Below are 22,951 nucleotides of genomic sequence, written 5' to 3' on the forward strand. Positions count from 1 at the left end.
AAAGGGTCTCACTCGCGGATGATGCGCCAATACGAGCTTGTCGAGCGGGTCAAGCGCTACAACCCCGCCGCGGACGAAGCCCTGCTCAACCGCGCCTACGTCTACGCCATGCGCGCCCACGGCACCCAGAAGCGGGCGTCCGGCGATCCGTTCTTCGCCCATCCCCTCGAAGTCGCCGCCATCCTCACCGACCTGCGGCTCGATGACGCCACCATCGTGGCCGCCGTGCTGCACGACACCGTGGAGGACACCGCCGCCACCCTCGACGAGATCCGCGAGATCTTCAGCCCCGAGATCGGCGCCCTCGTGGACGGCCTGACCAAGCTGAAGCGCCTCGACCTCGTCTCGAAGCGCGCCGCCCAGGGCGAGAACTTTCGCAAGCTGCTGCTCGCCGTGGCAGCGGACGTGCGCGTGCTGCTGGTGAAGCTCGCCGACCGCCTCCACAACATGCGCACCCTCCACCACATGCGCGTCGACAAGCGCGAGCGCATCGCCGAGGAGACCCTCGACATCTACGCGCCGCTCGCCGGCCGGATGGGCATGCAGGAGATGCGCGAGGAGCTGGAAGACCTGGCCCTGCGCAACCTCAAGCCCGAGATCTACGCCACCATCGCCCAGCGCCTCGCCGACCTCTCGGCGAAATCCGAGCGCCTGGTCGAGAGCATCGAGCAGGACCTCACCGCCCGCCTCGCCGCGCAGGGGATCACCGCCGCGGTGACGGGGCGTCAGAAGCGGCCCTACTCGATCTCGGCCAAGATGGAGCGCAAGTCCGTCGCCTTCGAGCAATTGTCGGACATCTTCGGCTTTCGCATCATCGTCGAGACCCTCGCCGACTGCTACGGGGCGCTGGGCGTCGTCCACACCACCTGGCCGATGGTGCCGGGGCGGTACAAGGACTACATCTCGACCCCGAAGCAGAACGATTACCGCTCGATCCACACCACGGTGATCGGCCCGAAGAGCCAGCGCGTCGAGCTGCAGATCCGCACCGCCGCCATGGACGAGATCGCCGAGTACGGCATCGCCGCCCACGCCCTCTACAAGGAGGCGGGTGCCAAGGACGGCGGTGGGAAGGATGACGCCGGCGCCCCGCCGCGCCTCGCCACCGAGAGCGGCGCCTACCAGTGGCTGCGCCGCACCATCGAGCTGCTCGCCGAGGGCGACAGCCCGGAGGAATTTCTGGAGCACACCAAGCTCGAGCTGTTCCAGGACCAGGTGTTCTGCTTCACGCCGAAGGGCCGGCTCATCGCCCTGCCGCGGGGCGCCACCCCCATCGACTTCGCCTACGCGGTCCACACCGATGTGGGCAACTCGGCCGTGGGGGCCAAGATCAACGGCCGCATGGCGCCGCTCCTGCACGAGCTCGTCAACGGCGACGAGGTCGAGATCGCCCGCGCCGATGGCCAGTCGCCCCCGGCCGCCTGGGAATCCCTCGTGGTGACCGGCAAGGCGCGGGCGGCCATCCGCCGGGCGACGCGCTCGGCCGTGCGGCGGCAATATGCCGGCCTCGGGCGCCAGATCCTCGACCGCGCCTTCGAGCGGGCGGCCAAGAGCTTCTCCGAGGACAAGCTGCGCGGCGCCCTGCCCCGGCTCGCCCGGACCTCCACCGAGGACGTGTTCGCCGCGGTGGGCCGGGGCGAGATGTTCTCGGGCGACGTGGTGCGGGCGGTCTATCCCGACCATAAGGACGAGCGCCGCCCGGTGCCCTCCCCCCTTCAGCAGCCCGCCGCCGGGGGCGCGGGCCGCCTCAGCCTCTCGAAGGACCAGACCATGCGTCTGACCTTCCCCGAGGGGCCGGGCGAGGCGGGACGGCCCGACGCGATCCCCATCCGGGGCCTCGACACCGACCTGCCGGTGAGCTTCGCGCCCAATGGCGGCGCCGTGCCGGGCGACCGCATCGTCGGCATCCTCACCCCCGGCATCGGCGTGACCATCTACCCGATCCAGTCGGCGGCCCTGGCCGCCTTCGACAACGAGCCCGACCGCTGGCTCGACGTGCGCTGGGACGTCGAGGCCGGCGCCAGCGAGCGCTTCCCGGCGCGCCTCGCCCTCCAGTCCATCAACGAGCCCGGCGTGCTCGCCTCCATCGCCCAGGTCATCGCCGACCACGACGGCAACATCGACAACCTGTCGATGAAGCGAAAGACCCAGGATTTCACCGAGATCGTCATCGATCTCGCCGTCTGGGACCTGAAGCACCTCAACGCCATCGTGGCGGAGCTGCGCGCCAAGCGCACCGTGGCGCGGGTGGACCGGGTGAACGGGTGAGCCCCGGCTTGCGCCCGTCCTCCGCCCCTGCTTACACACGGACCGATTTCCGAAGACCGCGAAGAAGACCGGAGCCGACCATGACCCCTGAGCAGGTGCTCGCCGAATTCCGCGACGCGAACGCCCTGTTGGAGGGGCATTTCGTCCTCAGTTCCGGCCTGCATTCCGGGGTTTTTCTCCAGAAGATGGCGATCTTCTCCGATCCGGTCCGCACCGAGCGCCTGTGCAAGGCCCTCGCGGCCGCGATCACCGAGCGGTTCGGCCCCATCGACATCGTGGTCTCGCCGGCCATCGGCGGCATCGTGCCGGGCTACGAGACCGCGCGGCACCTCGGCGCCCGCGCCATCTTCGTGGAGCGCGATCCCGGCGGCCCCTTCACCCTGCGGCGCGGCTTCAGCATCCCGGCGGGGACGCGGGCCGTCATCGTCGAGGACATCGTCACCACCGGGCTCTCGGCCCGCGAATGCCTCGCCTCCCTCTCCGGCGAGGCCGGCGAAATCGTCGGCGCGGCCTGCCTCATCGACCGCTCGGGCGGGCGCGGCAAGATCGGCCTGCCCCTCGTCACCCTCGTGACCCTCGACATCCCGGCCTACCCGGCCGACGCCCTGCCGCCCGAACTCGCGGCCCTGCCGGCGGTCAAGCCCGGCAGCCGGGTCGTGCCGAAGGCCTGAGGCCGTCGCATGGCTCCGGCGCAGCGGGATCGAGCCGGCCAAGACGGCGGCCCGGCTTGAGGAGAGATTTATTTCCGGTTTCGGTAGAATTTCGACTAAACCAGTCCGGGAAACTTAGAATTTCTACACTTAATACTGGTCAAGCTTGACATAAATCGCCTCGGTGCCCTACTACGCGCGGCTGTTTCGCCGCGCGCCGGCGAGCCGTCGCCATTTTATCGATTTCGTTGATTAAAATCCGGTCGAAGACGGTCGAAAGACAGACTCTAGATTGCGAAATTCGACAGAGATCATGATGCGCGAAGCGGCCGCGGCCTGACTTCGTATCGGAAAATTGGATCGTTTCATGAGCGCACAACAGCGCAGCGCCCTGTTCATCGACGGGGCCAATCTCTACGCCGCGACCAAGGCCCTCGGGTTCGACATCGATTACCGTCGTCTGTTGAAGGAGTTCCAGGCGCGCGACAATCTCATCCGGGCCTTCTACTACACTGCCATGGTCGAGGACCAAGAATACTCGTCGATCCGTCCGCTCATCGATTGGCTCGACTACAACGGCTACCGGGTCGTGACCAAGCCCGCCAAGGAGTTCGTCGATTCGGCCGGGCGCCGCAAGATCAAGGGCAACATGGACATCGAGCTCGCCATCGATGCCCTCGAACTCGCACCCCGCATCGACCACATGGTGCTGTTCTCCGGCGACGGCGACTTCCGCTCCCTCGTCGAGGCCATGCAGCGCAAGGGCGTGCGGGTGACCGTGGTCTCCACCATCCAGACCCAGCCCGCCATGGTGGCCGACGACCTGCGCCGGCAGGCCGACGAGTTCCTCGACCTCGTCCACCTCATCCCCCGCGTCGGCCGCGACCCGGGCGAGCGCAACGTCCGGTCCGCGCCCGACCGGTCGGCCCCCGGCGACACCGGCACCCGCTCGCGCGGCGAGACCCCGGAGCGCTCGGCCCGCCCGAGCCCCGCCCTCGAGACCCGCTACGGCATCCGCCAGGGCGAGGAAAACCCCGAGGGGTAGGGACGAACGGGCCGCCCTGCGGCCCTTCCCCGGACGGGTGGAGCGCAGCGGAACCCGATCCGGGGGCCGGCACGAAAAGTCGCGACGCGTCGTTATCGACGGTGCCGCCAAGATCGAGCCGCTGACGCGGCGCGTCCTGCGCTGGGTCCCGGCTCGCCTTCCGCGACGCTGCAGGCGTCCGGGACAACGGGTCTACGCCCCGTGTCGAGCCGGGCGATGACCGGCGCTGCGGTCCGGGCGGCGTCGGCCCGGCCACCAATCTCAAAAAATCAGCCGCGGTCGCGCATGATGCGGGCGCGGTCGCGCTCCCAGTCGCGCTGCTTCGTCGCCTCGCGCTTGTCGTGGAGCTTCTTGCCGCGGCCGAGGCCGAGTTCGATCTTCGCCCGGCCGCGCTCGTTGAAGTAGATCTTGAGGGGCACCACGGTGAAGCCGTCGCGCTGGGTGGCGCCGATGAGCTTGTTGATCTGCTTGCGGTGCAGCAGGAGCCGGCGCGGGCGCTTGGTCTCGTGGTTGAAGCGGTTCGCCTCGACGTATTCCGGGATGTAGGCGTTGAACAGCATCAGGTCGGAGCCCGACGGCCCGGCATAGGCCTCGCCGATGGTGGCCTTGCCCTTGCGCAGGGATTTGACCTCGGTGCCCGTGAGCGCGAGCCCGGCCTCGATGGTGTCGGTGATCTCGTAATGGTAGCGGGCGGCGCGGTTGTCGGCGACGACGCGGCGGTCGGGATCGGGTTTGGGTGCCATCACATCGTCGTTTCAGGCCGGCCGCAGGGCGCGGCCGGGCCGAGGGATATGGTCCGTCCGGGCCGATTGCGCCAGACGGTATTCAGCCGTCGAGGAGTCCGGCGTGGCGGAGCGCCGCGTCGATCGCCGCCTTGCTCGCGTCGCCCACGGGCAGGAGCGGCAGGCGCAGGTCCTCGCGCATGCGGCCGAGGCGGGCCAGGGCGTACTTGGCCGGCGCCGGGTTCGGCTCGATGAACATGGCGGTGTGGAGCGGCATCAGGATATCCTGCAGGGCCAGCGCCTTGGCGTAGTCGCCGGACAGCGTCGCCTCCTGCAGGTCGGCGCACAGGCGCGGGGCGACGTTCGACACCACGGAGATGCAGCCGCAGCCGCCCTGCGCGTTGAAGCCGAGGGCCGTCGCGTCCTCGCCGGAGAGCTGGATGAAGTCCGGCCCCATGGCCTGGCGCTGGAGGCTGACCCGGTCGAGCTTGGCCGTCGCGTCCTTCACCCCGGCGATGTTCTTCAGCTCGTACAGGCGCGCCATGGTCTCGACGCTCATGTCGACGATGGAGCGGGCGGGAATGTTGTAGACGATGATCGGGATGCCGACGGCGTCGTTGACGGCCTTGAAGTGGGCGTAGAGCCCGGCCTGGGACGGCTTGTTGTAGTACGGCGTCACCACCAGCACGGCGTCGGCACCGGCCTTCTCGGCGTGGCGCGCGCGCTCCACCGCCTCGGCGGTGGAGTTCGAGCCGGCGCCGGCGATCACCGGCACGCGCCCGGCGGCCACTTCGATGCAGATCTCGACGACGCGGTCGTGCTCGGCCGGGGTCACCGTCGGGGTCTCGCCCGTGGTGCCGACGGGCACGAGGCCGTGGATGCCCTGCTCGATCTGCCAGTTCACGAAGGCGCGGAACGCGGCCTCGTCGAAGGCGCCGTCGCGGAACGGGGTCACCAGGGCGGTCATCGCGCCCTTCAGGCGCCGGGTCGTCGTGTCGGTCATCCTGGTGTCGGTCATCCTGGCGTTCCCGGCCCCGGGGGCTCGTCATGCGCCGGGGCCCGGACCGGCCCCGCATCAGGCGGCGAGACATAAGGCCTCGGCCGCACGGGCGCAAACGCTGCTTTGACGGGGTTAATGCCTTCTTAACGCCCTCTGGATGAGTTTGAACGACGCCCGCACTCTCAGGGATTCGTGAGACCATGGTGTTCCGGACGTGTTCGCATCGCGCCGCCCTGGCCCTCGTTCTGGCGGGCACGGCCCTGACCGGGACGCTCGTCGCGTCCGGCGTGTTCGCGGCGGGCTCGGAACCGCTGCCCGTGAGCGACGCCGCCGCCCCGTCGCGGGCCCTCTCCGACACCCGGACCCCCGATCCCGTGGCGGCCGACGCCCTGAAGCTCGAGGCCAAGAGCGCCGAGACCCCCGCGGCGGCGGCCCCCGCCTCGTCCCTGCCCGTCTCCGCCAAGGCCTACGCCTCGGCCGATCCGGAAGCCGGCATCGCCTTCCCCCTGCCCGACGCCGCCGTGTCGCCCGTGGCCCCCGTGCCGGAACTGCCCGACCCGGCGCGGGCCGCGCGCATCGCCCCCGACATCGACGTGCCGGCCCTGCGCCAGGCCATCGACGCCTACCGCAAGGGCAAGGTCGCGGAGGGTGACCGCCTGCGCGACGGCTTCAGGGACCCCGCCGCCCGCGCCCTCCTCGAATGGGTCGCCATCCGGGCCGGTGCCGGCATCGGCTTCGAGCGCACCATTTCCTTTACCCGCGCCAACCCCGACTGGCCCGCCGGCCCGCTCCTGCGCCGCCGGGCGGAAGAGGCCCTGCTCATCGAGCGCAAGGGGCCGGCCATCGTCCGGGCCTACTTCGCCACGTCGAAGCCCGCGAGCGCGCCGGGAAAATTCGCCCTGGCCCTGGCCTTCCGCGCCGACGGGCTCGACGCGGACGCCGCCGCCCTGGTGCGCGACCTGTGGCGCTCGGAGACCTTCGGGCGCAGCCTGGAGGGCAAGGTGATGGACGCCTTCCCGGGCGTGCTCACCCGCATCGACCACCGCTTCCGCATGGAGCGCACCCTCCTCAAGGAGGATTACGAGACCGCCGGCCGGGCCGCCGCCTTCGCGGGCGGTGGCTACGCCACCCTGGTCCGCGCCCGCCGTGCCGTGGAGGACAAGAGTTCGTCGGCGCCCAGTGCCCTCAACGCCGTGCCGCCGTCGCTCCGGGGCGATTCGTCCTACATCCTGTCGCGGGCGCAGCACCTGCGCCGCACGGACAAGTACGCCGAGGCCGCCGCCCTGCTCTCCGTCGCGCCGACGAACCCTGAGGTCCTCGTCGACGGCGACGAGTGGTGGGTCGAGCGCCGCATCGTCGCCCGCAAGCTCGTGGATCTCGGCGACGCCCGCACCGCCTACGTCGTCGCCGGCCGCCACAGCGCCCGCACGGTGGAGAAGCGCATCGAGGCCGAGTTCCACGCCGGCTGGATCGCCCTGCGCTTCCTCGACGATTCCGCGACGGCAGGCCGTCATTTCGACGCCGCCGCCGCCATCGCCGAGACGCCGATTTCCCAGGCCCGCGCCGCCTACTGGCAGGGTCGCGCCGCCGAGGCCGAGGGGCGGACCGACGCGTCCAAGGCTGCCTACGAGCGCGCCGCCCTCCAGCCCATCGCCTATTACGGCCAGCTCGCCCGGGCCAAGCTCGGCCGCACCAGCCTGGCGCTCCGCTCGATCCCCGAGCTCGACGCCCCGGCCCAAGTCGCCTTCGCCGACCGGTTCTCCGTCCGGGCCCTGCGCATGCTGGAGGCGGCCTCCCTCAAGGACCTGGCCCTGCCGCTCTACATCGACGCGGCGACGAAGCTCACCGACCCGGCCGAACTCGACGCCCTGGGCAACATCGCCGCCGAGGTCCGCAACGCCCGGGCCCTGGTGGCCATCGGCAAGATCGCCGTGCAGCGCGGCCTGCCCCTGGATGCCCACGCCTACCCGACCATCGGGATTCCCGCCTACGAGGCGTCCGCCGCCGTGCCCCTGGTGGAGAAGGCCATGGTCTTCGCCATCGCCCGGCAGGAGAGCCAGTTCGACCCCCTGGCGCAGTCGAGCGTCGGGGCGCGCGGCCTGATGCAGATGATGCCGGCCACCGCCCAGCGCACGGCCCGCCGGGTCAGCGCCGCCTTCGACCAGGACCGCCTCACCAGCGATCCCGCCTACAACGCCCGCCTCGGCCAGGCCCATCTCGGCGAACTCATGGACGACTGGCGCGGCTCCTACATCCTCGCCTTCGCCTCCTATAATGCCGGCGGCGGCAACGTGAAGAAGTGGATCGACGCCTACGGCGACCCGCGGAAAGCCGGCGTCGACCCCATCGACTGGGTCGAGCGCATCCCGTTCACCGAGACCCGCAACTACGTCCAGCGGGTGATGGAGAACCTGCAGATCTACCGCACCCGCCTCGACACCAAGAGCGCGCTCCTCATCGACGGCGACCTGCAGCGCGGGGCGCGCTGAGGGGAGAGCGTCGCGGCCGGTGGAAGGAAGCCGACGCGTGAGATCCGTTCGGAGAGGCCGGGCCGGGTGGGGTTCTGCCCGTCCGCTACTCGTCGGCGAAGTTTCGACCGTCCGCCGCCGCTCGTGAGACGTTGATCGAGGTCACCGTTCGAAGCCGGGAGCACGCGGACGGCTCAGATGCCGGCATACCAGGCGTAGCCCTGGTCCTCCCAGTAGCCGCCCTTGCCCTCGCCGAGATGGGCGAAGCCCTCGACCACCTCGATGCGCATCACGTACTTGGCCTGCTTGTAGCCGAGGTTGCGTTCGACCCGCAGGCGCAGGGGCGCGCCGTTCGAGACGGGAAGCGCCTTGCCGTTCAGGTCGTAGGCGAGGATCGTCTGCGGGTGGAACGCGTCCACGAGGTCGATGCTCTCGTAGTACCGGACCGGCGCTCCGCCGCTGACCGCACTCTCTTCCGACGCCTGCTGGCCGCCGGAATCCGTCCGGCTCTCGCCGTCGCCCGACTGCTTGGTCATGGCCGGGTTGGCGTTGCCCGCGGGCGCCGCCGCGTCCGTCTCCGCGCCGTCGCCCCCTCCTTCGAGGGGATTGCCCTGGTCCATGGTGTCGGCGCAGTGGAACACCACGTAGCGCGCCTCCGGCTTCAGCTTGGCCCGGGTCAGGAGGTCGGCCAGCGGCACCCCGGTCCACTGGCCGATGGCGCTCCAGCCCTCGACGCAATCGTGACGGGTGATCTGGGTGCGGGCGGGAAGCGTGCGAAGCTCGGCTAGGGACAGCCGGAAGGGCGCCTCGACGAGGCCGCCGACCTCCAGGTGGTACTTGGCGAACTTGCCCTTCGCCAGGGCCTTGTAGTCCTTGTCCGGCGGGTCCTCGGTGCCGTTCGGCTTGAACCACGGCGAAAGGTCGGCCGCCGTGTATTCCGGTGCCAGGGACCGCTCGGTCAGGAGCAGGCGCTGGACGAAGAGGTTGGCATCCTCGCCGGTCTTGAGGGTGCGCTGGAACCACGCCGCGTTGCCGAGGCGGTCGCATCCGCCGAGCATGGCGGCCGCGGCCGTGGCGGAAGCCCCCGTCAGGAGGGCGCGTCGGCTGGGAAGACGGCTCATGCCCGCGGCTGCTCCGTGGCGCCGGCCGGCTCGACCTTGCGCTCGATGACGAACCAGCCGGTGAGCATGCCGCGCATGTTGTTCCAGAAGCCCGACAGCAGGACCAGGGCGACGTGCACGACGACGAACAGGACCAGCAGGGCCGCCACGACGAAGTGCACCGTGCGGGCCGATTGGCGTCCGTCGAACAGGGTCAGCAGGAACGGGAAGGCCGCGTTCATCGCCGGCGACATCGCGAGGCCGGCCAGGACCTGCACCGGCAGGAGCACGAACAGCACGACGAGGTAGGTGAGCTTCTGAATGACGTTGTAGCGCTTGGCCTCGTCCCCTTGCGGGAAGCGCAACGTCAGGTGCTCCCGCACCGAGGCGCCGAAATGCCGGAGCTGATCGCGCGACGGGATCACGCGGAACCGAAGCTGTCCGCTGACCAGCCCGTAGAGCAGGTAGGCGAGCCCATTCAGGACGAAGGCCCAGGCAAAGAAGAAGTGCCAGGAGCGGCCGCCCGTGAGGTCCTGGTCGCTCGGCAGGGTCGCCCAGGCCGGGAAGCCGCGGTCGGCCGGTTCTCCGTTGGACCCCGTCGACGAGCCGAGCCAGCCCGTCGTTTCGAAGCCGCGTCCGAAGACCGTGGTCACACCTTTGGGCGGCTCGTCCTCCGTCGACGACATCGCCATCAGCGGCGTATCGAAGGTCGAGACGTTGCCCCAGTACAGGGCCGGGTGGGCGTTGAAGATCTGCAGGCCGCTCATGAGCAGGACCAGGAGGCAGACCGCGTTGACCCAGTGGGTGATGCGGATGACGGCGGGGTGCCTGAACATCCATCGGCGGCGCTCGATCTCGCCGATCTCGGGGGCGGAACGGGTGAGGTCGGTTCGCGCCAAACGGTCTTCCTCGAAGTCGTGGCCGTCGGGGTGGAGGCCCCTGGGGCGGGACCTCCGAAAGTGTCAGACGTTCGAGATCACATGCCGCGGTTCATCATCCGCTTCTTCATCATGCGGCGCTTCATCATATTCTTCCGCATCATGCGCTTCTTCATCATCATCCGCTCACCGCGGTCCATGCGGACCTGGGTGACGCCGCTCTCGGACTGAAGACCGTTGACGGACATCGGGGCGGCCGTGGCCGAACCGGCGGCGAGGGCGATGCCGCCGAGGGCGGTCAAGGCGGTCAGCGCAAGGGTGAACTTCTTCATGTGGGATCTCCTGTGGAGGTGAACATCTTATCCAACCCACAGGACAACGGTATTATTCTATCGTTGTTCCTCGAAAATAAAGAATGACTTTCCTATACTATGATGATTTTGCAATAGAAATTCCGCGCTCACATCAAGGCTTTCGGCCTGGGCGCGATCCTGTTCTCGGCTATCGTTACGGAACCGGTCCGCGAGAAGTTTCAGCCCTCGGGCGGGAAGCCGCCGAACCGGATCGCGACCTTGGACAAGCGGGCGACTTCGACCTGACGCCGTCGAGGCCACCCGCATCGGGGCTCACGCCTGCACCGGAGGCGGCCCGTCTCCCGCTTGCGGGAGAAGGCCCACAGATGGGCGCTGCCGCCGCCATCACGGATCGACGAACGACGGCCTTTCCGCGGATGGCGCCGGGTGGTTTGTACGACGAGGTCTGGTCGTGAGCGGACGGGGCCCCAGTGTTGACTTCGACCACGCGGCGACGGTTCAGGCGGACGCCTGTCGCCCGACGGAGACCGCCCCGAGGCCGGCGCCGGCGAGGTAGGCGGCGAGGATCAGGGCCCCGACCTCGACCCACAGGCCCGGCCGGCCGGGGACGAGGCCGGCGACACTCAGGCCGCCGGCGAGGGCCGCCGCGAGCATCAGGACGAAGGTCCCCGCCACGCTCGCCCGCGTGCGGGGCCATCCGGCCAGCCGGCCCACCACCGCCCCGAGCAGGAAGCCGAGCACCAGGGCCGGCCCGATCAGCGTCAGCAGGGCGATCACGACGGACTCCTCATGGCCGCAGGGCCAGGCCGATGCCCTCGGCGGGGGGGCGGGCTTGCGTGGCCGGATCGGCCGTGACCCGGTCCGGCGGCAGGCCGGCCTGGAGCAGGTAGTCGACCAGCGCCAGGGCGCGCTGCCGCGGCAGGTCCGGTTCGGGCTCGGCCGGCGCGTCCGCCTTGGCGGGCGTCTTGTCGGGGGCCGCTTTGCCGTCCGCAGCCTTGGCGGGCTTGGTCGCCTCGGGTTTGGCCGCCTCGGATTTGGCCGCTTCGGGTTTGGTCTTGCCCGGCTTCGCCGGTGCCTTCGCGTCCGTGCCCTTCGCATCGACGGACGCCGTGCTCTCCACGGCGCTGTCGAGGACCGGTTTCGGGGCCGCCGCGCCGGCCGGGTCGGCGTGGCCCGTGACCGCGATGCGTCCCGTCGGACAGGCCTTGGCCCAGGCCGCCACGGTGTCGAGGAAGGGATAGAACGCCGCCGTCGGGGTGGCGCTGCCGGGGACGAACCGCAGGGCCTGGGGCGGCTCGAGTTCGGTGAACCGCGCGGCGCAGGCCTCCGGGGCCGGGCCGGTGGCGACGCCCGGCACCGCGATGGCGGCCTCGCCCCGCCAGCCGGCGGGCAGGGCACGGGGCAGATCGGCCTCAATGCGCCGGGCGCTCTCGGGATAGAGGCTGTCGCCCGTGAGCGTCAGGGCGCGGTCGGCCACCCGGACCTCGCCCCGCGCCAGCACCGCCAGGGTGGCGATGCCCGCCTCCAGGGCGCCGGTCAGGCCGTCGGGCGCGCCCTCCGCCACGCGACTCCGGTCGATGATCCGCTCGCGGAAAAATCTCGGGCGCAGGGCCGCGAGGATGCGGTCGCGGGTGGCCGCATCCGGCACGTGGCCGCCGAGGGTCACGCTGTCGGCCTCGCGCCGGAGCTGGACCCGGTAGGGTTTGAGCGGCCGGGTCTCGAGGGTCGCCGGGCCGGCTTCGACGCCGGCCGGGCGCCCGTCGCGCAGGAGGGCGGCGATCTCGTCGACGGCCTGCGGGTCGAGGGCGATCCCCGTCACCGCCATCGCGCCGTGCGCGAAGGTGACGCCGCCCTCCTGCAGCAGGGCGACGAGGCGCAGGGCGAAGGCGGTGAGGCCGGCCGGATCGATGCGGGCGTCGAGGCCGCGCGCCGTGTGGGTCTCGTCGAGGATGCCGGCGCCCTCGGCGATCTCCGCGGCGCGGGCGCGGAGCGCCGCGCGGGCGGTTTCCGAGACGACGTGGCCGGTGAGGGTCAGGGCGCCGCCGGTGGCCCGCACGAGGCCGAAGCTGAAATCCGGGACCTTGGCCGGCAGGATCTCGATGGTGCCGAGGCTGAAGCCCGCCGGCGGGGTCGCGAGGGCCGCGCGCAGGCGCGCCTCGTCCTCCGTCGAGATCGCCTCCCCGTGGATCGACAGGCGGGTGTCGGCGAGTTCGGCCCGGGCGCCCGGCTGCAGGGCCTTCAGGGCGGAGACCGCCTCCGCGGCGGCCGGCCCGAACTCGGCCGGCGCGCCGTAGGCGGCGTGGGCGGTGTCGTCGAGGCGGGTGCCGGCCGGGAGCGCCGGGGCCAGCCGGTCGGCGAGGGCGTGCGGGCCGATCTCGGCCGGGCGGTTGCCCGTGAGGGCGATGCGGTCCGGCCCCGTGCGCGTCGCCGTCCAGACGAACGGGGCGGCGGTCTCGACGAGGCCCAAGGTTCCATCGATCCGGCGCAGGCCCGGCAGGGCGGCGAGGCGCGCCAGGGCGTCGTCGCGCGCCGCCGCGTCCGGGGCCTCGCCGAGGATCACGAGGTCGCGCCCCCGCGCGGTCACGCGCAGCCACGGCTCGGCCCCCGCCCGTGCCGTCCCGCGCACGACCGCGCCGGCCTCCGCGTCGAGGCGCGCTTCCAGGGGCGGCGTCACCAGGGGCACGGCGACGCCGAGGATCGCGGCGAGGCCGGGCAGGCCGACGAGCCAGCCGAAGCGCCGGATGGGGGCGGAGGGAGAGGCGGACACGTTCGATCCCGATGGCAGGCGGCTTTTCGCGATGCGGCTATTCGCGAAGCGAACCACACCACATCGCCTTCACGGCATCATGAAGGCCGTCACGCGTCGCGCAGCATCTCCAGTTCGAGCCAGCGGTCCTCCGCCGCACCGAGCTGGGTCTCGGCCTCGCTGAGCAGCCCGGACGCCTTGGAGAAGCGGGCCGGATCGCGGGCGTAAAGCTGCGGGTCGGCCAGGACCGCCCGCAGCTTGCCGATGTCGGATTCGAGCTTCTTGATCCGCTCGGGCAGGGTTTTGAGCTCGTGCTGGTGCTTGAAGTTGAGCTTGCCCTTGGGCGGGGCGGCGTCGGCCTTCGCGGCCTCCTGCGCCTTGCCGCGCTCGCGCTGCTCGGCCCGGCCCGCCCGCGTGGTCGAGGCGACGGTGCGGGCCTGCACGCCCTCGCCGCGCTGGGCGATCATGTCGGTGTAGCCGCCCGCATACTCGATCCAGGCGCCCTCGCCCTCGCTGACGAGGACGCTGCCGACCACCCGGTCGAGGAAGTCGCGGTCGTGGCTCACGAGGATCAGGGTGCCGGAATAGTCCGTGAGCATCTCCTGCAGGAGGTCGAGGGTCTCGAGATCGAGGTCGTTGGTCGGCTCGTCGAGGACCAGCAGGTTGGCGGGCTGGGCGAGCGCCCGGGCGATGAGCAGGCGGTTGCGCTCGCCGCCGGACAGCACGCTGACCGGGGTCCGGGCCTGCTCGGGGGCGAACAAAAAGTCCTTCATGTAGCCGATGACGTGGCGGCTCACGCCCCCCACAGTCACCGAATCGCCGCTGCCGCCGGTGAGCACTTCGGTGACCGTCATCGACGGCTCCAGCACCGCGCGGGTCTGGTCCAAAAGCATCATCTTGAGGTTGGTGCCGAGCGCGATGGTGCCGGAATCCGGCGGCTGCTGGCCGGTGAGCAGGTTGATGAGCGTGGTCTTGCCGGCGCCGTTGGGGCCGACGATGCCGAGGCGGTCGCCGCGCATCACCCGGATCGACAGGTCGGTGACGATGGTGCGCTCCCCGTAGGCCTTGGCGGCGCCCTTGGCCTCGACCACGAGGGCACCCGACGGATCGGCCTCCGTCGAGCTCATGGTGGCGGTGCCGACGGGGCGGCGGTCCTCGCGCCGGTCCTTGCGGAGCTGGTGGAGGTTGCCGAGGCGCCGGACGTTGCGCTTGCGCCGGGCCGTGACGCCGTAGCGCAGCCAATGCTCCTCGTCGGCGATCTTGCGCTCGAGCTTGTGCCGGTCGCGCTCCTCCTCCTCGAAGAACGCGTCGCGCCACGCCTCGAAGGTGGAGAAGCCCTGCTCGATCCGCCGCGTGGTGCCGCGATCGAGCCAGACCGTGGTCTTCGACAGGGCCGAGAGGAAGCGCCGGTCGTGGGAGATGAGGATGAGGGCGCCGCGCACGCTCTTCAGCTCGGCCTCCAGCCACTCGATGGCCGGCAGGTCGAGGTGGTTGGTGGGCTCGTCGAGGAGCAGCACGTCGGGCTCGGGGGCGAGGGCCTGGGCAAGGGCCACGCGCCGGCCCTCGCCGCCGGACAGGCGGGCCGGGTCCTCCTCGCCGGTCATGCCGAGGCTCTCCAGCAGGTAGCGGGCGCGGTAGGCCTCGTCGCCGTGGGTGAGGCCGGCCTCGACGAAGTCGAGGGTGGTCTTGAACCCGGAGAAGTCGGGTTCCTGGGCGAGGTAGCGGATGGTGGTGCCGGGCTGGACGAAGCGCACGCCCTTGTCGGGCTCGACCAGGCCGGCGGCGATCTTCATGAGCGTCGACTTGCCCGAGCCGTTGCGGCCGACGAGGCAGGTGCGCTCGCCGGGCGAGATCGCGAGTTCGGCCCGCTCGATGAGGGGCGTGCCGCCGAAGGTGAGGGCGACGTCTTGGAGGGTGAGAAGCGGGGGAGCGGCCATGGCCGGGCTTATGGCAGTGCCGGCGCCCGCGAACAAATGGTTCGGGGCGCCGTGTGCGGAAAGCCTACATCACCGGGTTGGCGGGCCCCGTGGGCGCGGGGCCGACATCGGGGCCGACGCCCGGATCGTTCACCGGGATCTCGTCCGGCGTCACGTCGGGCGCCTCCGTCGGCATGTGGCCGGGGAACTCGGGCGCGGGCAGATCGGGGCCGGGCGGCGGCGTCTGCGGCGCCTCGTAGGGCGTCTCGGGAACGGGGGCACCGGGATTCGACATGGGGGCCTCGCGAAAAGGTCGGGCGTGAGGAACGGGCGCCCGGCGCGCCGGTTCCGCCTTACTTCTTCGTGAGCAACAGGTTGCCCTCCTGGCCGAGCTTCTTCTGGATGCGCTCGGCGAACAGGGCCAGCAGCAGGGGCAGCCGCACCTCGACCCGCACGGTCTGGGGGCCGACATCCACCTGCCCGTCCACCTTCTGGCCCATGGCCGCCATGGCGAAGTCGAGGCGGTCGTCGGTCCAGGCCAGCTTGTCGACGGCGACCCCGGTCTTGTCGAGGAGCCCCTGGACCTGGCCCATGCCGTCGGCGATGCGCCGGCGGGCTTCGGCCAGGCCGAGCTCATGGGGGATTTCGACGATCAGGGGCTTGGCCATGGGGGTCCTGCACGTTCGGCTCGGACCCCCGACATGGGGACGGCCACCGGCGAGACAACGCCGGCGGCCGCCGATCGACCCATTTTCGGAACGGTTCAGCCTGCGCCGGTCAATGCACGACGCTGAGCGCCACGTGGGTCACCCCGCCCAGGCCGATGGCGCGGGCCGGGCCCTTGGCGAGATCGATGATCCGGCCGCGCACGAACGGGCCCCGGTCGTTGATGCGCACCACCACGGAGCGGCCGTTGCGCTTGTTCTGAACCAGCACCCGGGTGCCGAAGGGCAGGCTGCGATGGGCCGCCGTCATCCCGTTCGGATTGAAGCGCTCGCCGTTGGCCGTCTGACGGCCGCTTCCGTACCACGAGGCGCCACCGCTCTGGGCGGCGGCGGGCAGGCTGGCGAGGGTCACGGCGGTTCCAACGAGGGCGGCGGCTACGCGAACGGGCTTGATGTTCATTCGATCTTGCTCGGTTGTTTCGGATGGCCGGCAAAATGAGTTCGAACGGGGCCAAAATGAGACCGCTGACAATGAGGCACTATCCGCCGCATATGAGGCTAGAGCCGCGGGCTTAGTTCAGGGTGTGCCGCGATGTAGTGTGGATCGCTGTGGGGAAGTCGGAAACGCCAGTGGTGTCAGGCGAATACTGACGAGCCGCAGGTCCGGCGCCGCGCCCCGTCAGCGCGGAATAAAACCGCCCTGCACGGAGCGAGACCCAGCCATGTGCCGCGTTTGGGGCGGCTCGAACGAAAGAATTTTTTGCGGCCGCCGTGTTGCAGGGGCGATCTCACGCGTCGGACCCGGTCAGGTCCCCGTCCCTCCCTGTCGCCTCGACTTGAGGATTGCTCCGACTTCACCAAGAAAGTCTCGCGAAAACCTGGAGAAAGCGCATCACCGTGCGGCAGGGCGGACAACTCTAGCCTGCGGGTGGCAATGGCAACGCACCCGGCAAAAACTGCAGCCCCAAATCGAGACGCATTCGCCTCAACCCGGCAACCCGCCCTTTACGTTAACGGCCCCATGGTCCGTCTTGTCAGTCGCGTAACCGGTGTTTGCCATGGCTTCCCCGCGTACCGTGGTTGCCGGCACCGCCGCCCGGAAAAATGTCTCGCGTACCGGGCGGCTCGTGTCGGCGCCGCGGATGGGTCTCGTACCCTCCGTCCAGCGTCTCCCCCTCGACGAAATCCTCGTCGGAGACTGCATCAGTGCCATGAACGCCCTGCCGGCGGGCAGCGTCGACTGCGTGTTCGCCGATCCGCCCTACAACCTCCAACTCGGCGAGGGCTCGCTCCTGCGGCCCGACCAGAGCCGCGTCGACGCCGTCGACGACGCCTGGGACCAGTTCTCGAGCTTTGCCGCCTACGACGCCTTCACCCGCGCCTGGCTCACGGCCGCCCGCCGGGTGATGAAGCCGAACGCGACCCTCTGGGTCATCGGCTCCTACCACAACATCTTTCGCGTTGGCGGGGCGTTGCAGGACCTCGGGTTCTGGATTCTCAACGACATCGTCTGGCGGAAAGCCAACCCGATGCCGAACTTCCGGGGCAAGCGCTTCACCAACGCCCACGAGACCCTGATCTGGGCCTCGCGCTCGGCCGAATCGAAGGGCTACACCTTCCACTACGAGGCGCTGAAGGGCGGCAACGACGACGTCCAGATGCGCTCGGACTGGTTCATCCCCCTCTGCACCGGCGACGAGCGCCTCAAGGGCGCCGACGGCCTCAAGGTCCACCCGACCCAGAAGCCCGAAGCCCTTCTCGCCCGCACGATCCTGTCGGCGACGAATCCCGGCGACGTGATCCTCGACCCGTTCTTCGGCACCGGCACCACCGGGGCCGTGGCCAAGCGCCTCGGCCGCCGCTTCATCGGCATCGAGCGCGAGACCGTCTACGCCGACGCGGCCCGCGCCCGCATCGACGCCGTCGAGCCGCTCTCCCAGGCGGCCCTCATGGTGGCGCCGACGAAGCGCGCCGAGCCCCGCGTCGCCTTCCTCAGCGTTCTCGAGGCCGGCCACATCCGCGCCGGCGAGACCCTCACGGACGCGCGCGGCCGGCACAGCGCCGTGGTCCGCCCCGACGGCACGATCATGGCCGGCCCGGCCTCGGGCTCGATCCACAAGATCGGCGCCCTCGTCCAGGGCCTGCCCGCCTGCAACGGCTGGGACTTCTGGCACGCCACCCGCGACGGCAAGCCCGTGGTCATCGACGTGTTCCGGGCGCGGATGCGGGCGGCCATGGGTTCGGCCGCCTGAACGACAGCCGGATGAGTCGCGGGTTCCTTCTCCCCCCTGCGGGAGAAGGTGGCCCGCGCAGCGGGTCGGATGAGGGGAGCGCCGGTTCCGGAGAGGTCGCTCCCTCTTGCGGGACTTCGTCCCGGCCCGCCTGCTCCGCGACCACCCTCCCCTACGGAAGCTGTCGTCTTCACACATTTCGCAGGCAGCGCGGGTCCCCTCTCCTGAAAGGAGAGGGAGCACGGCGTGCTTGAAGCGGTCTTCCTGAGGCTTTCGGATACAGTTGTCGGGCAGATGCCTGAGGCCGCAGCGCGCAAAGGGGGAGGGTTCGCCCCCTACCGCCCGCGCGTCTTCGGCCGTCCCCGCTTGCGCGCCACCGCCGGCGGGGCCGCCTCGTCCGGGTCCTCGAAAAACCCCTCCCCGTCCTCGGCCGGCGCTGCCGCGACGGCGCGGGGCGCCGGCTTCGGCACCGGGCGGAAGCTCGGCGGGGGCGGCGGCGCCTCGTCCTCCGGCTCGGCGAAGAGCGGCGTATCGGCCATTGCCCGCATGGCCTTCGGGCGCCCGCGTTTCAGCGGGTCCGGCTTCGGATCGAAGGCGTGGGCCAGCACCTTCTTCATCACGCCGGGCAGGGGCTCGTCGTCCAGATCCCGCCGAGGCGTGAAGCGCATGCCGGCGGGGGCCTGGGTGCTCAGCGCCACGCGGGAAAAAAACACCGTCAGCTCCAGGGGGAAATGCGTGAAGCCGTGGCGGACGAGGCCCGGCAGACGCTTCCAGCGGGCGTCGAGGGGCGCGTCCAACAACGCCTGGGCCGGGTCGTAATCCGGCTCCCACGGGCTCATGGGCGGCTCGGCCATGGCACCGAGCAGGCCTTCCGGCGGGCGGGTGCGCAGGAGGATCGCCTCGTCGCCGGCCCGGACCGCCACGAAGGCCGCGCCCCGGCGCAGGGTTCCCTTCACCGCCTTGAGCTTTCGCGGAAACGTCTCCTGCGTCCCCGAGGCGCGGGCCCGGCACGGGGCCATCCACGGGCACAGAGCGCAGGCCGGGCGCTTCGGCGTGCAGATGGTGGCGCCGAGATCCATCACCGCCTGCGCGAAGTCGCCCGGCCGATCCGTCGGCACGAGATCCTGCGTCACCACGCGGACCTCGGCGCGGGCGGCGGGCATCAGGGTCTCGATGGAAAAGAGCCGCGTCATCACCCGCTCGACGTTGCCGTCGACGGCGGCCTCCGGGCGGTCGAACGCGATGGCCGCGATGGCCCCGGCCGTGTAGGCGCCGACGCCGGGAAGCTTCCTCAGGCCCACCAGGGTGTCGGGGAAGGCTCCGGCCGCCGCCACCGCCTTGGCGCAGGCGTGGAGGTTGCGCGCCCGCGAATAGTAGCCGAGCCCGGCCCAGGCCGACATCACCGCCTCCTCGGGCGCCGCCGCCAGGGCGTCGAGGCTCGGAAACCGCTCCAGGAACTTGTGGAAGTAGGGTTTGACCGCCGCGATGGTGGTCTGCTGCAGCATCACCTCCGAGAGCCAGATCCGGTACGGGTCCGGCGCCTGCCCCGGCAGGGCGCGCCAGGGCAGGACGCGGCGATGCCGGTCGTACCAGGCGAGCAGATCTTTGGCCTGCGGCGCTTGCAGATCTTGCGCCCTGGGGCTCGGGAAACGTGCGTCGGTCACGGGGCTCGGCACTGGCATGGGCGCCCGTCCTTACCCCGGCCGGTCAACGGCTCCAACCGGTCCTTCGGCGTGAGGGAACGCCGTGCTAACCATTCGGGCGCGATACCGGGTGGATCGTCGGCGGGAGAGCGGAAAGGTGCGCATGGCGCGGGTCAAGCCCCTGGCCGAACTGCTCGATGCCTGCATCGGCCCGGCCTTCGCCGCGCAGGGCTTCGCCTCCACGGACATCCTCGCGGCGTGGCCCGAGATCGTCGGCGAGCGCCTGGCGCGCTACTGCCAGCCGTCCAAGCTCGAATGGCCGCGCCGGCGCCGGCGCGAGGAAGAGGGCCGGCCCGACCCCGGCACCCTGGTGGTGCGGGTGGAGGGGGTGTTCGCCCTCGAACTCCAGCACCTCGCTCCCATCGTGATCCAGCGGGTCAACGCCCATTACGGCTGGGCCTGCGTCGCCAAGATCGTCATGCGGCAGGGCCGGGTCGACCGCATCGGCCGGACGGTGCCGCCGCCCGTGGTCGATCCCGTCCGCCGCGGCGAAGTGGCGCTCGCGGTCCGGACCATCGACGACGACGCCCTGCGCGACGCCCTCGACCGCCTCGGCACGGCGGTGGTCGCCACGGCCCACAAAGCCGTGCCCAGGCGCTGAGTCGGACGCGGAGTCGGGCGCCCGCGCCTTGTCAGGACGGCCCGCAGATTCTACCGCAGGCGTCAGACGAACCGTTCGCCCGCACGCGGAGCCTGTCACGACCATGATCACCCGGCGCGACGCCCTCAAAGCCACCGGCCTCGCCATCGGCGCGGCGGCCCTCCTGCCCCGGTTCACCCTCGACGCATTCGCGCAGGGCGGGGCGAATCTCTCGACCCTCATGGAGCCCGGGCCCCTGGGCGACGTCTGGCTCGGCCCCAAGGACGCCAAGGTGACGATCATCGAGTACGCCTCGATGACCTGTTCGCACTGCGCCGCCTTCCACAAGACGACGTATCCGGTGCTCAAGGAGCGCTACATCGACACCGGCAAGGTGCGCTTCACCCTGCGGGAATTCCCCCTCGATCCCCTGGCCACCGCCGCCTTCATGCTGGCGCGCTGCGACGGCGACGCGAAGTACTACCCCATCACCGACCTGCTGTTCGATCAGCAGCAGGCCTGGGCCTACGTGCAGAAGCCGCAATCGCCCGTGGACGCCCTGGAGCAGATGCTGCGCCAGGCCGGGTTCTCGAAGGACAAGTTCGAGGCCTGCCTCAAGGACCAGAAGCTCTACGGGGCCATCAACACGGTCAAGCAGCGCGGCATGGACACGTTCAAGGTCGATTCCACGCCGACCTTCTTCATCAACGGCGAGCGCTACACCGGCGAGATGTCCATCGACGGCATGGAGAAGGTGATCAAGCCGATTCTCGGCGCCTGACCCATCGCTTTTTCCGCGCCGGGGCAAAACGACGAATTCGCCAGCGGGTGCAATGCGTTAAGTCAAGTCGGGGTCGCCTTGACACTCAAGGTGGGCGAAACTATGTTGCCGCCCGCTTGGAGGAGGCGTCCCGGCCGGTTCCTCCGCTCCCGCCAATGTGAGTTTTCGCGTATGAGCGGCAACGACGCAGGGGACGGGCGCGGCACCGGCGGGGAGCAAGCGCGGGACGACGACCTCTCCCAGAGGCTCAAACGTCTCGAGACGCAGATCGAACGGAAGCGGCCCAGTGCCCCTCCCGGTCCGTCATCGCGTTCCGGTTCGTCGACCGGGCCCTCTCCTCTCGGTCAGGCGATGCGGCTCTCCACGGAGTTCATCGCCGGTGTCCTGGCGGGGGGCATTCTCGGCTGGATGTGCGATCATTTCCTGGGGACGAAACCCTGGGGCCTGATCGTCCTGCTGATGCTGGGCTTCCTGACCGGCGTCTACAACGTCATGCGTGTCTCGGGAGCCCTCTCGAAGGCGCCGACGAAGGAACAGGATCGCTAGCGGTTCTGGCAAGAACGCCGCTCGCGCGGCTATCAAGAGCGCCGCTCGCGCGGCGATCAACAACGCCGCTCGCGCGGCTAATCGGTGGTGGCGGGCCTTCGGCCCGTTCGGTTTCAGAAGGACGGGAGCGGCAATGGCCGTAAAGATGGATCCGATCCACCAGTTCGAGCTCAAGCCGCTCGTCTCGTTCGGTCATATCGGCAACCAGGAGATCGCGTTCACGCAGTCGTCCCTGTACATGTTCGCCGCCGTGGGGATCATCGCGCTGATCACCATCGTGGCGACGGCGCAGCGCTCGGTGGTGCCGGGCCGCATGCAGTCCATGGCCGAGGTGTTCTACGAGTTCATCGGCTCGACCCTGCGCCAGTCCGCCGGCCACGGCTCCGAGCGGTTCATGCCGCTGATCTTCTCGCTGTTCATGTTCGTGCTCGTGCTGAACATGCTCGGCATGATCCCCTACGCCTTCGCGGTGACCAGCCACATCATCGTCACCTTCGCCCTGGCCTTCCTCGTGATCGGCACCGTGATCGTCTACGGGTTCATGGCCCACGGCACCAAGTTCCTGAAGGTGTTCGTGCCCTCCGGCGTGCCCGGCTGGCTCCTGCCGATGATCGTCGCCATCGAGATCGTGTCGTTCATCTCGCGCCCCATCAGCCTCGCGGTGCGTCTGTTCGCCAACGTGCTCGCCGGCCACATTGCCCTCAAGATCTTCGCGGGCTTCGTGCCGGCCCTGCTCGCCGCCGGCGCCTGGGGGGCGATCTCGCCCCTGCCCCTGGCCCTCAGCGTCGCCGTCACCGCCCTCGAATTCCTCGTGGCCGGTCTGCAGGCCTACGTCTTCGCCACGCTCGCTTCGATCTACCTCAGCGACGCGCTGCATCCCGGCCACTAGGGCCGGGTCATCCCGGCCCCAGGCCGGGACGCCCCCTTCCGTCCCCGGTGCGCCCTCGCGGACCGGATTTCTCTCCACGCAACACCGAACCGACCCCAGGAGCAATTTGATGGATCCCTTAGCTGCCAAGTACATCGGTGCCGGCCTCGCCTGTCTCGGCATGGCGGGCGCCGCCATCGGCCTCGGCAACCTCTTCGGCCAGTTCTACGCCGGTGCCCTGCGCAACCCGTCGGCCGCCGACGGCCAGCGCGGCAACCTGCTCCTCGGCTTCGCCCTCACGGAAGCGCTCGGCATCTTCTCGCTGCTCGTCGCCCTGCTGCTCCTGTTCGCCGTCTAAGACCGCGAACCGATACCGGACCGGACGCGGCGTCCCCGAGGGGATGCGGCGCCCCCGAGGGGATGCGAGACGCGTCCGGTCCCACTTTCCTGATTTGACCGCCCCCGATTCG

At 70.4% G+C, this 22,951-nt stretch carries 22 protein-coding genes; 10 read left to right on the forward strand and 12 right to left on the reverse strand.

Annotated features, from left to right (window positions below; all coding sequences use genetic code 11):
* Positions 1-18 precede the first annotated feature (18 nt).
* The 3 genes from ASF28_RS11650 (at position 19) to ASF28_RS11660 (ending at position 3,963) form a co-directional block, all read left to right on the forward strand.
* On the forward strand, positions 19-2,268 hold the full coding sequence (locus ASF28_RS11650; protein ID WP_056092393.1) for a RelA/SpoT family protein: 2,250 nt from the start codon (positions 19-21) through the stop codon (positions 2,266-2,268).
* Between the two features lie 80 nt (positions 2,269-2,348).
* Complete coding sequence (gene pyrE, locus ASF28_RS11655; protein ID WP_056092396.1) at positions 2,349-2,939, forward strand: orotate phosphoribosyltransferase; 591 nt, start codon at positions 2,349-2,351, stop codon at positions 2,937-2,939.
* Positions 2,940-3,285: 346 nt separating this feature from the next.
* Positions 3,286-3,963, forward strand: a complete 678-nt coding sequence (locus tag ASF28_RS11660; protein WP_056092398.1) for a LabA-like NYN domain-containing protein — start codon at positions 3,286-3,288, stop codon at positions 3,961-3,963.
* A 269-nt stretch (positions 3,964-4,232) separates the two neighbouring features.
* Here ASF28_RS11660 and smpB read toward each other — a convergent pair whose 3' ends face one another.
* Complete coding sequence (gene smpB / locus ASF28_RS11665; protein WP_056092401.1) at positions 4,233-4,706, reverse strand: SsrA-binding protein SmpB; 474 nt, start codon at positions 4,704-4,706, stop codon at positions 4,233-4,235.
* A gap of 82 nt (positions 4,707-4,788) precedes the next feature.
* On the reverse strand, positions 4,789-5,688 hold the full coding sequence (gene dapA, locus ASF28_RS11670; RefSeq protein ID WP_056094085.1) for a 4-hydroxy-tetrahydrodipicolinate synthase: 900 nt from the start codon (positions 5,686-5,688) through the stop codon (positions 4,789-4,791).
* 197 nt (positions 5,689-5,885) lie between these two features.
* Between dapA and ASF28_RS11675 the strand changes: the two genes are divergently transcribed.
* Positions 5,886-8,174, forward strand: a complete 2,289-nt coding sequence (locus ASF28_RS11675) for a lytic transglycosylase domain-containing protein (RefSeq protein ID WP_056092404.1) — start codon at positions 5,886-5,888, stop codon at positions 8,172-8,174.
* A 173-nt stretch (positions 8,175-8,347) separates the two neighbouring features.
* On the opposite strand, the gene ASF28_RS11680 is transcribed toward ASF28_RS11675, so the two are convergent.
* The 9 genes from ASF28_RS11680 to ASF28_RS11720 form a co-directional block, all read right to left on the reverse strand.
* Positions 8,348-9,274 (reverse strand): molybdopterin-dependent oxidoreductase, encoded by a 927-nt coding sequence (locus tag ASF28_RS11680; protein WP_056092407.1) that lies wholly within the window; start codon positions 9,272-9,274, stop codon positions 8,348-8,350.
* Positions 9,271-10,152 carry a cytochrome b/b6 domain-containing protein gene (locus ASF28_RS11685; protein ID WP_443189735.1) on the reverse strand — a complete coding sequence of 294 codons (882 nt, stop codon included), beginning with the start codon at positions 10,150-10,152 and terminating at the stop codon, positions 9,271-9,273. Before ASF28_RS11685 ends, ASF28_RS11680 begins: the two co-directional genes overlap by 4 nt.
* Before the next feature lie 77 nt (positions 10,153-10,229).
* Positions 10,230-10,463 carry a hypothetical protein gene (locus ASF28_RS11690; RefSeq protein WP_056092411.1) on the reverse strand — a complete coding sequence of 78 codons (234 nt, stop codon included), beginning with the start codon at positions 10,461-10,463 and terminating at the stop codon, positions 10,230-10,232.
* A 480-nt stretch (positions 10,464-10,943) separates the two neighbouring features.
* Positions 10,944-11,222, reverse strand: coding sequence for a hypothetical protein (locus ASF28_RS11695; protein ID WP_157085568.1), 279 nt, complete (start codon positions 11,220-11,222; stop codon positions 10,944-10,946).
* Positions 11,223-11,232: 10 nt separating this feature from the next.
* Complete coding sequence (locus ASF28_RS11700; protein ID WP_056092414.1) at positions 11,233-13,212, reverse strand: hypothetical protein; 1,980 nt, start codon at positions 13,210-13,212, stop codon at positions 11,233-11,235.
* 89 nt (positions 13,213-13,301) lie between these two features.
* Positions 13,302-15,128, reverse strand: coding sequence for an ABC-F family ATP-binding cassette domain-containing protein (locus ASF28_RS11705; protein ID WP_056092415.1), 1,827 nt, complete (start codon positions 15,126-15,128; stop codon positions 13,302-13,304).
* Between the two features lie 64 nt (positions 15,129-15,192).
* Positions 15,193-15,402, reverse strand: a complete 210-nt coding sequence (locus ASF28_RS11710) for a hypothetical protein (RefSeq protein ID WP_056092418.1) — start codon at positions 15,400-15,402, stop codon at positions 15,193-15,195.
* A 58-nt stretch (positions 15,403-15,460) separates the two neighbouring features.
* A complete protein-coding gene (locus tag ASF28_RS11715) occupies positions 15,461-15,775 on the reverse strand; it encodes a polyhydroxyalkanoic acid system family protein (protein ID WP_056092422.1) in 315 nt (104 codons plus the stop codon).
* Between the two features lie 109 nt (positions 15,776-15,884).
* Positions 15,885-16,232, reverse strand: coding sequence for a septal ring lytic transglycosylase RlpA family protein (locus tag ASF28_RS11720; protein ID WP_056092425.1), 348 nt, complete (start codon positions 16,230-16,232; stop codon positions 15,885-15,887).
* A gap of 598 nt (positions 16,233-16,830) precedes the next feature.
* On the opposite strand from ASF28_RS11720, the gene ASF28_RS11725 reads away from it, so the two are divergent.
* Positions 16,831-18,024, forward strand: a complete 1,194-nt coding sequence (locus tag ASF28_RS11725) for a site-specific DNA-methyltransferase (RefSeq protein ID WP_274533124.1) — start codon at positions 16,831-16,833, stop codon at positions 18,022-18,024.
* Positions 18,025-18,338: 314 nt separating this feature from the next.
* Here the strand turns inward: ASF28_RS11725 and mutY are convergent, their stop codons facing one another.
* Positions 18,339-19,685: an A/G-specific adenine glycosylase gene (mutY, locus tag ASF28_RS11730; protein WP_157085569.1), complete on the reverse strand. Its 1,347-nt coding sequence runs from the start codon at positions 19,683-19,685 to the stop codon at positions 18,339-18,341.
* Positions 19,686-19,809: 124 nt separating this feature from the next.
* On the opposite strand from mutY, the gene ASF28_RS11735 reads away from it, so the two are divergent.
* The 5 genes from ASF28_RS11735 to ASF28_RS11755 all read left to right on the forward strand — a co-directional run bounded on the left by ASF28_RS11735 (position 19,810) and on the right by ASF28_RS11755 (position 22,839).
* Positions 19,810-20,307 (forward strand): DUF721 domain-containing protein, encoded by a 498-nt coding sequence (locus ASF28_RS11735; protein WP_056092428.1) that lies wholly within the window; start codon positions 19,810-19,812, stop codon positions 20,305-20,307.
* A 103-nt stretch (positions 20,308-20,410) separates the two neighbouring features.
* Complete coding sequence (locus ASF28_RS11740; protein ID WP_056092431.1) at positions 20,411-21,067, forward strand: thioredoxin domain-containing protein; 657 nt, start codon at positions 20,411-20,413, stop codon at positions 21,065-21,067.
* A gap of 171 nt (positions 21,068-21,238) precedes the next feature.
* Complete coding sequence (locus ASF28_RS11745; RefSeq protein ID WP_056092434.1) at positions 21,239-21,613, forward strand: AtpZ/AtpI family protein; 375 nt, start codon at positions 21,239-21,241, stop codon at positions 21,611-21,613.
* Positions 21,614-21,746: 133 nt separating this feature from the next.
* Positions 21,747-22,502, forward strand: coding sequence for a F0F1 ATP synthase subunit A (locus ASF28_RS11750; protein ID WP_056092437.1), 756 nt, complete (start codon positions 21,747-21,749; stop codon positions 22,500-22,502).
* A 109-nt stretch (positions 22,503-22,611) separates the two neighbouring features.
* Positions 22,612-22,839: a F0F1 ATP synthase subunit C gene (locus tag ASF28_RS11755; RefSeq protein ID WP_018044493.1), complete on the forward strand. Its 228-nt coding sequence runs from the start codon at positions 22,612-22,614 to the stop codon at positions 22,837-22,839.
* Positions 22,840-22,951 lie beyond the last annotated feature (112 nt).

The organism is Methylobacterium sp. Leaf99 (assembly GCF_001422375.1).
Classification (GTDB): Bacteria; Pseudomonadota; Alphaproteobacteria; order Rhizobiales; family Beijerinckiaceae; genus Methylobacterium.